The following is a 9101-nucleotide window of genomic DNA, read 5'->3' on the forward strand; positions in this document are numbered from 1 at the left end:
GCCGGGGAAGTAGCCGTCGCCGCGCCGCCCGGCGCGGCGTGCGGCCGCCCGGCTCGATCCGCCGATGTGGATCGGCAGGTGCGTGATCCCATGGGGTTTGGGGAAGCTGCACAGGTCGTCGAAGGCGAAGAACTCCCCGGTGAAGCTGACACCGTCCTCGCCACCGGCCCAGAGCAGTCGCATCACGTCGATCGCCTCGTCGGCACGGCGGCCGCGGGTGCTGAAGTCGACGCCCACCGCCTGGGCCTCGCCCGGCAGGGTGCCGAGCCCCACGGTCAGCAGTCGCATCCGCCCCTTGGACAGCACGTCGATGGTCGCCAGTCGCTTGGCGAGGACCACCGGGTGGTGGTACGGCAACAGCAGCACACCCGTTCCGAGCAGGATCCGTTGCGTGGCCGCGGCGACGAAACTCAGGCAGTCGAGCGGATCGGCGTAGGGCAGCGACGGCGGGATCTCATAGGGGCCGACCTTCGCGCCGGGATACAGCGCGATGTGCTCGGGCAGGTACAGCGACTCGAAGCCACAGTCCTCGGCATGCCGGGCATAGGCCATGATCCGGTCGGGGTCGGCGCCGTAGTAAGCGGTGTTATAGCTGATCGCGAACTTCATCGTCACTCCTCCGGTTGGCCGACGCGCTCGCCCGGCGCAGCCACGCTAAACCTTGCCGTCAGCGTCAAGGCAAGGCGGTGGAGCAGCCAGGAGGACCATGACGGGGAGCGGGAACCCACCCGCTTCGAGTGCTTCTGGATCCCGCTGGAGGCCGCCCACGTCCTCCAGTCCGGCCAGGGGGCCCTGCTGGGACGTCTGTTTGACGCGGCAGTGGTCACCGACCGCGTCAGCGGGTGATGGTCTCTCCGAATCGGCCATTCGGGAGAATCCGGCAACCAGGATCGATCTCGCCGTTGGCGGCCATACCGCTGTTCCTCAACGCCGGCCCCCGAGACCCCAATGAGATCACCGGCAGAACGATCCTGCGCACCGGCCGGCGCTACCCCGGCAGCCTGCACCGAGCCGGGCTTCCTTGATCATCAGTGTTGGGGCCGGCCCCAGAAGACACTTGCTTGCTTGCGCAATCCGATTGTGTCGTACTCTGGCGTCATCACTGGATACCTGCGTGGAAAGGACGGGCCGATGGGATCACTCAGCCTGGCACACTGGCTGATCGTGGCAGCCGCCGCGGTCTTGTTGTTCGGCGCGAAGAAGCTGCCTGACACCGCGCGTTCGGTAGGTCGATCGCTGCGCATCTTCAAGGCCGAGGTCACGCAGGAAGGCCAGGACCAGGAACCTCCGGCCGCCGTGGCCCAGGGGCAGTTGACGGTGGAGGAGCAGGCCAGGCGGCTTGAGGAGCAGGCCGCCCGGCTGCGGGCTCAGGCCGCCGCCGAGGCCAGGGACAAGCCCGTCACCTGACGGCGACCCGGGTTCGTCATGCCTAGACTGGTCCCCCTGCGGGACCAGGTGGACGGGAGAGCGACAGTGGCGACCAGCGGTGGCGATATCGAGGACCCGTCCCCCGAGGTGCTGTCCGAGGCCGCCGCGGCATTCGGGCTGCTGGCCTCGTCCGCGCGGCTGCACATCGTCTGGGCGCTGGCGCAGAGCGAGAGCGATGTGAGCGGGCTCGCGGAACGGGTGGGCGGCGCGTTGCCCGCCGTCAGCCAGCACCTGGCGAAGCTGAAGCTGGCCGGGTTGGTGAAATCGCGGCGCGAGGGGCGCCGAGTGGTGTATCTGATCGACGACGAGGACGTGGTGGCCACGGTCCAAGGGCTGGTGGGGCGGTTCGCCGAACGGGCGGGTCATCCGGGGTCATTGAGGCGTGTCCGTGGTCTGGGCGCCTGAGGCGCCGACAGCCGCGCCCCAAGATCTGCGGGACGACGGGCTCCCTCTCGCCGCTGTTGCCGAGCTCACCCGGCTGGAGGTGCTGCGGCGGCTGGAAAGCGGCCCCCGCGGGCTGGTGGAGGCCCATGCTGAGGCGCGTCTGCTGCTGCGCGGCGAGAACACCCACCCACCCCGGCGCGTCACCTCCTGGCGGCGGCTGGCACGCAGCCTGCGCGATCCGTTCACGCTGGTGCTGCTCTGTCTCGGGCTGGTGTCCGCGGTCATCGCCTCGTGGGGTGCGGCCTGCGTCATCGTGATCCTCGTCGTTGTCAGCTGCGTGCTGCGGTCCAACGGCGAGTACAGGGCAGACCGTTCGACGGCGGCGCTGCGAAAGCTGGTGGCCACCACGGCGACTGTGCGGCGGCGACTCGACGAGCACGCCACACCCGTGGACAGGGAAGTGCCCGTCGACCAGTTGGTGCCGGGCGACGTGATCAAACTGGGCCCCGGGGACCTGGTTCCCGCCGATGTCCGGCTCCTGCGATCCAGCGGGCTGACGATCCACCAGGCGGCGCTGACCGGTGAATCCGTCCCGGTGGCCAAGCAGGCCGTCGACGTTCCCGGCGGGGGAGATCAGGAGCACCTTTGCTGGCACGGCAGCAGCGTGGCCACCGGCAGCGCCCTCGCACTGGTGGTGGCCACCGGAGCCGACACCAGGTTCGCCGGTGCGTACCAGGAGTCCGGGGTCAGGTTGTCGGCCTTCGAAGGCTCGGTCAACGGGATCTCCTGGATTCTGGTCCGGCTCATGCTGCTCATCCCGCCCCTCGCCCTCGTGGCCAACGCCGTTTTCCGCGGCCGGGGGCTGGAGGCGCTGCCGTTCGCGGTCGCCGTGGCGGTCGGCTTGACGCCCGAGATGCTGCCCGTCATCGTCACGACCGTACTGGCGAGAGGTTCGGCCGTCCTTGCCCGCGGCCAGGGCGTGATCGTCAAACGGCTCTCGGCTCTGCACGATGTGGGTGCGATCGATGTCCTGTGCACGGATAAGACGGGCACTCTCACGCAGGACCGGCCCGTGGTCGACTGCTCGGTGGATCCGGACGGCCGCTCCGACCCCGAGGTGCTGCGCTGGGCCGCTGTCAACAGCTTCTGGACGCTCCACCTGGCCGATCTCCCGACGCCGGATGCCCTGGATGAGGCGATCCTGGCGGCCGAGCAAGATCTCGGCGAGTACGAGGGGGTGGACGCGCTCCCCTTCGATCCTGTGCGCCGCGTCTCGAGCGCGATCGTGCGTCACCCGTCGCGCCCGGCGACGAACCTCCTGGTGGTCAAGGGCGCCGTGGAGAACGTGCTGGAACGCTGCGCCCTCGATCCCGCCGCGAGGCAACGCGCCCAGCTGACCGCCGAGCAGCTGGCCGACAAGGGGTTGCGCGTGCTCGCCGTCGGACTCGCCTCGTACCACCCCGGCGAGGATCAGCGCCTTGCCCTGGTGGGCTTCGTCGGATTGCTCGACAGGCTCGCGCCGGAGGCGGCGGACGCGCTGGCCCATCTCGCCCGGCGCAGCGTCACGATCAAGGTACTCACGGGTGATCATCCGGCTACCGCGGCTCGTGTCTGCCAGGAGCTGGGGCTGCCCTCCGACACGGTCGTCACCGCGAGCCAGCTCGACGGCCTCTCCGACGCGGCCCTGGCCGAGGTCGCCCAGCGGGCGACCGTTTTCGCGCGCTGCACCCCCGAGCACAAGTCGCGCCTGGTGCGGGCGTTGCGGGGCGCCGGGCACACGATCGGGTTCCTGGGCGACGGCGTCAACGACCTGCCCGCCATGCGTGCCGCCGACGTGGGCATCTGTCCGCGCGACGCGGTCGACGTGACCCGTGAGGCCGCCGACGTGGTGCTGGCCGCGAAGGACCTCACCGCCATCGACCACGCGATCGTCGCCGGACGGCGCAGCACCGGCAACATCGTCACCTACCTGCGGGTCGCCCTGTCCTCCAACGTCGGCAACGTCATCGCGATGCTCTGCGCCGGATTGCTGCTGCCCTTCCTGCCCATGCTTCCCGCGCAGGTCCTGGTGCAGAACCTGTGCTTCGATGCCGCCCAGCTGGCGTTCGCGTTCGACCGGGCCGATCCGGCCGTCCTGCGCCGCCCGTTCCGGTTGCGGCGACGCGACATTCTGCGTTTCATCGCCGTCTTCGGCGCGCTCAACGCCTTTGCCGACCTGGCCACGTTCGCCGTGCTGATGTGGGTCGTACCCGAGGCCGCCCAGGCCACCGGCCAGGCCGCCTTCCACACGGGGTGGTTCATCGAGAACCTGCTCACCCAGGCCCTGGTCATGCTGCTGCTCCGTCCCAGAAGGCGGGTCTCCCGCCCGCTGTGGGTGGCCACCGGCGCGCTGACCGCAGTGGGCTTGCTACTGCCGCTTTCGCCGCTTGCCCCCCTGCTCGGCATGACCGCGCTGCCGATTACCTACTACCTGCTGCTCGTGATCGTGGTCATGCTGTACGGCGGGGCGTTGCTGGTGCTCAGCCGTAGGACAGATTGGAGCAGGGATCGTCGTCGGCCGAGCGAGCCTTGCCGTTGAGGGTCGAGGGCGGCACGGTCGGGCCGGGGGTGGCGCCGGCGGTGCTCGCATAGGTCGTGCCCAGGATGACCGTGATGCCGGCCGCGGTCACGGGCTGGAGTTTCGCGCCTCGAAACACCCGCGCGAGGGTCTGTGCCTGTTCCCGCGCGGCCGGGCCGTACTGGATCATGGTTGATGTGTAGCGCTGGGAAGCGGCGGTGCCAACGGCGGTGACGGTGAATCCGGAGGCCTTGAGCTCGGTGGCGGCGCGGGCGGCCAGGCCGGTGATGGTGGTTCCGTTGTAGAGGGCGAGGCTGATCCCGGTGCCGGAGACCGGAGGGGTCGGCTTCGAGGTCGGCTTGGCCTTGCCGCTGGCGTCGATGCCGTCGAGGGTGCGGTCCGCCTTGAGCGCCGCCCACAGCAGGTCGGCGTCGGGGTGCACGATGGCGATCCGGGCGCCCTGATATCGCCAGGGCAGCGTGATGAACTTGGTGTTGTGCAGGTCGATGTCCTTCATCGCCAGCGCGAAGGACAGCAACTTGTCGGCCGAACCCAGCCCCGGATCGACCGTCATGGAGGCGGCGGCCGCCTCCGCGAGCGGCAGCAGGGTGGCCGGGTCGAGGCCCTGCGCCCGCACCTTCTTGATGAGGCCGGAGATGAAGGCCTGTTGCCGTTTGATCCGGCCGATGTCGGAGCCGTCGCCGATGCCGTACCTGATACGGACATAATCCAGGGCTTTCTGCCCGGACACCGTCTGCGGGCCCTTGGCGAAAAGCAGCCGGCCACGCGCCCCGCGGTTGGGGTTGAGGTCGCCCTGATAGACGTTCTTGGGCAGACAGACCGGCACACCGCCGACGGCTTTGGTGATCTTCGAGAAGCCCTCGAAATCGATCACGATCGTGTGGTCGACCCGCAGGCCGGTCAGTTTCTCCACCGTGTTCTGGGTGCAGGCCGGGTTGCCCTTCGCGGTCGCACCCACTGCGAAGGCGGCGTTGAACATCACGTTGGTCTGCGGCACGGTCCAGGTGCCGTTGGGGAGCCGGCAGCGGGGGATGTCCACCAGCGTGTCACGCGGGATCGACACCGCCACCGCGTGCTTGCCGTCGCGGTAGACGTGCACGAGCAGCGCGGTGTCCGAGCGCCCCACATCCCCGCGCCCGCCGCCGAGCCTGCTGTTGCCGCCCGAACGTGAATCCGAGCCCAGCACCAGGATGTTCTGGCCCGCGACGTTCGCCGCAGGCCGATCAGTGTCGACGCCTTCCGCGCCGAACGTGTTGATGCTCGCGTTCAGCCGGAGATAGGTCCATCCGGCCACGGCCGCCAGGACGGCGATCAGTGACGCCACCACCAGCACGACGACCGGAACCGGGCTGCGCACACGCCGCCGGCGCCGCCGGCGCCGAACGGCCCCGCGTGCCTGACGCCGCCGAACCGGGATCTGTGTGCTCATGCCTACTTCCGCGACCATTGATTATATAGTTGCGCAATATAGCAAGTATTTTGCGGTCGAGGAGCCGGGGGCTGAACATGCGGGCAGGAGTGCAGCAAAGGACCGTCGCCCTCTTGTTGTGGGCGCTGGTGTGCTTACTCGATCTTTGCGAGTTCGCATGGACGGGCTGAGACGCCGCCCCGCCTGGTCGGGCGGGGTACGGCCGGATGCCGCGGAGTCATGATCGCCCGCCTTCGGCATCGGCGTTGGAAGCCCGCAGATAGGCGACCGCCTGACTGATTACGGCTCCGCCTCCGGCGACATCACCACCAACACCGCCTCGCTGTCGATCGACAAGCCCGAAGGGGATCGTGCTGATCGGCTTGATCGCCGTCGTGCACCTGCCCGAGGTGCGGGCGAAAAGGGTTGGCGGGCTCCGCGTCCCAACCGGCACCATGTGCGGATGCTGATCAGGGAAGCCACCGCTGAGGACTGGCCCGCCATCTGGCCGTTCTTTCATGAGATCGTCACCGCCGGTGAGACCTTCACCTACCCGACCGACCTCGGGCGGGACACCGGGCGCGACTGGTGGCTGTTGCCGCCGCCGAACCGTACGGTCGTCGCCGTCGACGACGCGGGGAAGGTCCTGGGCACGGCGAAGATGAACAACAACCAGTCGGGCAACGGCTCGCATGTCGCGAGCGCCAGCTACATGGTCGATCCAGCGCGTTCCGGGCAGGGCGTGGGCCGGGCGCTCTGCGCGTACACGCTGGAGTGGGCGCGGGCGGCCGGCTTTCGCGCGATGCAGTTCAACGCGGTCGTGGAGAGCAACACGCACGCGGTGAAACTGTACGGATCGCTCGGCTTCGAGGTGCTGGGCACGGTGCCGGAGGGTTTTCTGCACCCGACGAAGGGCTACGTCGGGTTGCACGTCATGTATCGCGCTCTTTGAGAGGCAGCGAGGCGGGCAGTCCGAAGGGTGCGAAGTGGTCGGGGCCGATGAACGAGGTGATCTCACAGATGCGGTCGCCGCGCAGGGTAAGCACGTTGAGCGCCCAGGCGAGGTACGCGCCGAGGTCGTCGTACCAGACGTAGGAGGCCACGGCGGGCTGGCCGTTCGCGCTGGTCAAAAGGTGCCGCCAGTCCGGGCACGCGGTGATCGGGACCCGTACGGCGAAGTCGGTGACGGCTGCCAGGCCGTGGTACCAGTGCGCCAGCGGCGGCATCGACCAGGTGACGTCCTCGGTCAGCAGCGCGACCAGGGCGTCGGCGTCGCCGCTTTCCAATGCGGAGGAGTACCCGGCGACGATCTCTCGCAGGCGCGTGTCGCCGACCTTCCGCAGGGTCCGCTGCTGGCTGCGGGAGGGGACCTTCTCCGCGACGATCCGGCGGGCTCGCTGCAGGGCACTGTTCACCGACGCGACGCTGGTGTCCATCGTGGTGGCGATCTCGGCGGCGGAGAAGCCGAGGACCTCGAAGAGCAGCAGCGCCGCCCGCTGGTTGCCCGGCAGGTGCTGCAGGGCGGCGACGAAGGCCAGCTCGACGGCTTCGCGCTGCTCGTAGCGCGCGTCCGGGGCGGCCGGCCCTTCGGCGAGGCCCGCGTCGGGGTAGGGGCCCAGCCAGGCGACGTCGGCGAGCGGGGCCTCGCCGACCATGGCGTGGTCGCTGGACGGGCCGAGGTCGACGGGCATCGCCCGCCTGCCGCGGCGTTCGACGGTGTCCAGGCAGGTGTGGGTGGCCACGGTGTAGAGCCACGAGCGCAGCGAGCTACGGCCCTCGAAGCGCGCGAGCCCTCGCCACGCCCGCAGCAGGGCGTCCTGCAGGGCGTCGTCGGCGTCGTGGGTGGAGCCGAGCATGCTATAGCAGTGGGCGTGCAACTCCCGGCGGAGTGGTTCCACGAGACGGGTGAAGGCGGCGTTGTCGCCGTCGCGTGCCCGCGCCAGGTCGGGGTCCTCGGTCCGTGTGGAAGAAACTTCGCTCACAAGCGATGATTCTGCCTCACGGTGGAGGTCTCCTCTTCGACGGCAGTACGGCCGCACCTACCAGGAGGATTCCCATGACCCACCATCCCGTGCCCGGCTGGTTCGACATCTCCACTCCCGACGCACCGCGAGCGCGGCACTTCTACCAGGAGATGTTCGGCTGGCCGATGAACGTGCTGGACGAGACCTACTCGCTGGTGGGCGGGGAGGGCGGCCGACCGGCGGGCGGGATCGGCCAGGCCGGTCCGGACAGCCCCTACACCGGGATCGTCGTCTACTTCCCGGTCGACGACGTGGACACCGCCCTTGAGCGGGCGGAGAAGCTCGGTGGCAGCCGGAGGCTGGAGCCGCAGAGCGTGCCCGGGATGGGGCGGATAGCCGTGTTCATCGATCCCGACGGCAACCCCGTCGGCCTGCTGAGCCCCTGACATTCACCACCGACCAAGGAGGACAGGTCGACATGACCGAAACAGAGCTGAAAGCCGATCTGCACCGGTACCTGCAGCAGGCCCGTGAGGCGCTGCTGTGGAAGCTCGACGGGCTCTCGGAGTACGACGCCCGCCGCCCGATGACGCCGACCGGCACCAACCTGCTGGGGCTGGTCAAACACCTGATCGGCGTCGAGTTGCTCTATCTGGGATACGTGTTCGGGCGGCACTTCGAGGAGAAGGTGCCCTGGTTCGGTCCCACCGGCCGCCTGGAGGACATGGACCCCGAGGCTGAGGAACCCAACTCGGACATGTGGGCCACCGCCGAGGAGTCCCGCGAGTACGTCGTCGGGCTGTACCGGCGGGCGTGGGAGCACGCGGACGCCACCATCGAGGCGCTGCGGCTGGACGAGACCGGCCACGTGCCGTGGTGGGCCGAGGGGCAGAACAAGCCGACGCTGCACCGGGTCCTGGTCCACCTGACCGCCGAGATCCAGCGGCACGCCGGGCACGCCGACATCGTCCGGGAGCTCATCGACGGGGCCGCCGGGGTGCGGGAGGGGAAGGACAACCTGGCACCGGGCGACCGGTCGTGGTGGGAGGAGTACCGGAACCGGCTGGAGCGGGTGGCGCGGGAGGCCGGCCAGGGCTGAATCCGTCCTGCCGTCACCACCGCATGCGGCGGTTCCTCCGCGCGACCTGCGATCGTCGCCGGTCGTGTTCGGGACCGCCGCATCGGGCCCTTGGGGCGGTCACCGGCGGATCGCTCCAGGTCGTGCGCCTCGTGGAGCCGGGTGATGGCGTCGCGGGTGAGGTCGAAGCCTGCCGGGCCAGGCCCGCGGAGGGCTTTCCTTGTTCGTGGCTGCCCAAGGCGCTAGAGAACTAGACTGAAC

At 69.5% G+C, this 9101-nt stretch carries 9 protein-coding genes; 6 read left to right on the plus strand and 3 right to left on the minus strand.

What is annotated here, in order from left to right; all coding sequences use genetic code 11:
* On the minus strand, positions 1-609 hold a 609-nt coding region (locus ABZ260_RS39455), incomplete at its 3' end, for a TIGR03619 family F420-dependent LLM class oxidoreductase (protein WP_355627752.1).
* A gap of 522 nt (positions 610-1131) precedes the next feature.
* Here ABZ260_RS39455 and tatA point away from each other — a divergent pair.
* The 3 genes from tatA to mgtA are packed head-to-tail and all read left to right on the plus strand — an operon-like array spanning position 1132 to position 4390.
* Positions 1132-1407 carry a Sec-independent protein translocase subunit TatA gene (gene tatA, locus ABZ260_RS39460; RefSeq protein WP_355627755.1) on the plus strand — a complete coding sequence of 92 codons (276 nt, stop codon included), beginning with the start codon at positions 1132-1134 and terminating at the stop codon, positions 1405-1407.
* 18 nt (positions 1408-1425) lie between these two features.
* Positions 1426-1833 carry a metalloregulator ArsR/SmtB family transcription factor gene (locus ABZ260_RS39465; protein ID WP_350916028.1) on the plus strand — a complete coding sequence of 136 codons (408 nt, stop codon included), beginning with the start codon at positions 1426-1428 and terminating at the stop codon, positions 1831-1833.
* Positions 1817-4390 (plus strand): magnesium-translocating P-type ATPase, encoded by a 2574-nt coding sequence (gene mgtA, locus ABZ260_RS39470; protein ID WP_355627759.1) that lies wholly within the window; start codon positions 1817-1819, stop codon positions 4388-4390. Before ABZ260_RS39465 ends, mgtA begins: the two co-directional genes overlap by 17 nt.
* Here mgtA and ABZ260_RS39475 read toward each other — a convergent pair.
* Positions 4332-5819, minus strand: coding sequence for an LCP family protein (locus tag ABZ260_RS39475; protein ID WP_355627762.1), 1488 nt, complete (start codon positions 5817-5819; stop codon positions 4332-4334). The two genes, mgtA and ABZ260_RS39475, sit on opposite strands and share 59 nt — an antisense overlap.
* A gap of 442 nt (positions 5820-6261) precedes the next feature.
* On the opposite strand from ABZ260_RS39475, the gene ABZ260_RS39480 reads away from it, so the two are divergent.
* Positions 6262-6750, plus strand: a complete 489-nt coding sequence (locus ABZ260_RS39480; protein WP_355627764.1) for a GNAT family N-acetyltransferase — start codon at positions 6262-6264, stop codon at positions 6748-6750.
* On the opposite strand, the gene ABZ260_RS39485 is transcribed toward ABZ260_RS39480, so the two are convergent.
* The gene (locus tag ABZ260_RS39485; RefSeq protein ID WP_355627767.1) at positions 6731-7780 is read right to left on the minus strand and encodes a sigma-70 family RNA polymerase sigma factor; all 1050 of its coding nucleotides are present in this window, start codon (positions 7778-7780) and stop codon (positions 6731-6733) included. The genes ABZ260_RS39480 and ABZ260_RS39485 overlap by 20 nt on opposite strands.
* Before the next feature lie 74 nt (positions 7781-7854).
* Here ABZ260_RS39485 and ABZ260_RS39490 point away from each other — a divergent pair, with 74 nt between their 5' ends.
* Together ABZ260_RS39490 and ABZ260_RS39495 are read left to right on the plus strand one after the other, a co-directional pair.
* Positions 7855-8208: a VOC family protein gene (locus tag ABZ260_RS39490; protein WP_350916038.1), complete on the plus strand. Its 354-nt coding sequence runs from the start codon at positions 7855-7857 to the stop codon at positions 8206-8208.
* A gap of 32 nt (positions 8209-8240) precedes the next feature.
* Positions 8241-8861 (plus strand): DinB family protein, encoded by a 621-nt coding sequence (locus tag ABZ260_RS39495; protein ID WP_355627770.1) that lies wholly within the window; start codon positions 8241-8243, stop codon positions 8859-8861.
* The last annotated feature ends 240 nt before the right edge of the window (positions 8862-9101 follow it).

Origin of the sequence: Streptosporangium sp. NPDC006013 (assembly GCF_040614275.1) — a bacterium.
In the GTDB taxonomy this organism is placed as follows: domain Bacteria; phylum Actinomycetota; class Actinomycetes; order Streptosporangiales; family Streptosporangiaceae; genus Streptosporangium.